The following is a 1915-nucleotide window of genomic DNA, read 5'->3' on the forward strand; positions in this document are numbered from 1 at the left end:
TTTCAAGCTGGCCCGAGTGCTCGCCCGTAGCCAGAATGATGTGTTAGGTGCGTACGCTCGTCTGTCGCGTCGTTTCGGACAAAGCTTTATCGAAGACACCGAGATTTCGCAGCAACGTCGCAACAACACGACGATCGAGCTTGGGCTGACCGATCGCCACTACTTCGGTGGCGCTCAGTTCGATGGCTCGCTTGCATATCGTCAAGATGTCGGTGGATTGGGTGCTCAAGACGATACGTTGGCGGAGGGCGGTGGACCGACCTATCGGTTCAAGATGGCCGTGCTCGATGCGAACCTGTCGGTGCCGTTCGCGATCGGCAAGCAACCATTCCGCTATGTCGGCACACTCCACGGCCAGTACACCGGAAACACGCTTTACTACATCGACGACTTGACGATTGGCAGTCGCTATACGGTGCGCGGTTTCGATGGCGAAACGATGCTCGCCGCGGCGCGCGGCTTTTACTGGCGTAACGAGTTGCAGGCGCCGATCGGGCAGACCGGGCAAGCAGTCTATACCGGCATTGACTACGGTCGCGTGTGGGGGCCGCAGCCGGTCGCGCTCGTCGGCACGCAGCTCGCCGGCGCGGTGATCGGCGTGAAGGGCAGTGTCGCGACACGCTTCGGCGCCTACGGCTATGACCTGTTCGCCGGCACGCCGATCTACAAGCCGTCCGGATTCCCCACGGCGCGTGTCACGGTCGGTTTTCAGGTGACAGCCCAGTTCTGAAGGCGATGAGTCAAGACGCGTCTTCAACACGTACACGTCGCAAGCCCGATGTTGCATATGCCCGTCTGGTTGAGATTGCCGCCGAGCGTGGGCTTACGTTGCTGACGAAGGAATGGGTTGGGTTGAAGTCCTACTATGAATTCCGCTGCGCATCGGGCCATGACGTCACTCGCATCGGCACCGTCGCGATGCGAGGTACGATCACTTGCCTCCAGTGCGAACAGGTGCGCGTGCAGCTCCGCTTTCAGGAACTGTTGAGTGAACGCGGAATCGTGTGTCATGAGGAGCCTATCTCGGTCAAGCGGCGCGTCAACGCTTCGCCTGTCCGTCTGGACATGAATGGACTACTGAGGCGCAAGATTCCGGAGGACCACCGCTGCCCACAATGTGCCAAAGACGAACTGGCTGCTGGGCTTCTCCATGCCGGCGGCTGGAACGTCTTCATAATGCGGCGACGGAGCGTAGTGGTCGCTGTCTGGCTGACACGTATATCGGTATCGCCGCGCATTACGAATGGGAGTGCGCCGAAGGCCATCGATGGACAGCCACGTCGTGCTCGACGTGAAGCGCGGCAAGCCGTGGACCGTCGTCGCCTCGATCGACAACTCGGGCACGCGGGCGACCGGCCGGCTGCAGGGCAACCTGTCGCTCGGCATCGACAATCCGCTCGGCCTGAACGACATTTTCAACGTCGGCGTGAGCCAGGATCTGGAATTTGGTGACAAGCGCCTCGGCTCGCACGGCTGGAACGGCTTCTATTCAATTCCGTGGGGCTACTGGACGGCCACGCTGTCCGCTTACACGAACACGTACTACCAGCAGATCGCCGGCGTGAACCAGACGTTCATCGCGAGCGGCAATTCGAAGACGGTCGACCTCAAGCTGAACCGCGTGCTGTCGCGTAGCCAGAACGACGTGTTCGGCGCGCAGTTCCGACTGTCGCGCCGCTTCGGGCAAAGCTTCATCGAGGACACCGAGATCCCGCAGCAGCGCCGCAACAACACGTTTGTCGAGTTCGGCCTGACCGATCGCCACTATTTCGGTAACGCGCAATTCGACGGTACGCTCGCGTACCGGCAGGGCATCGGCGCGTTCGGCGCGCAGGACGACATGCTGGCGGCCGACGGCGGCCCGACCTATCGTTACAAGATGGCGGTGCTCGATGCGAACCTGTCGGTGCCGTTC

1 protein-coding gene and 1 pseudogene are annotated in these 1915 nt (G+C 61.4%); both read left to right on the plus strand.

Annotated elements, in window-relative coordinates; translation table 11 throughout:
• Window positions 1-730, plus strand: a 730-nt coding sequence (locus HMPREF3115_RS32750; RefSeq protein WP_256276416.1) for a ShlB/FhaC/HecB family hemolysin secretion/activation protein, incomplete at its 5' end; no start/stop codon positions are given.
• Window positions 731-1270: 540 nt separating this feature from the next.
• Window positions 1271-1915, plus strand: a pseudogene (locus HMPREF3115_RS32755) (ShlB/FhaC/HecB family hemolysin secretion/activation protein); the annotation flags it as partial.

It is taken from the genome of Burkholderia sp. HMSC10F09, from assembly GCF_001806955.1.
Classification (GTDB): domain Bacteria; phylum Pseudomonadota; class Gammaproteobacteria; order Burkholderiales; family Burkholderiaceae; genus Burkholderia; species Burkholderia multivorans.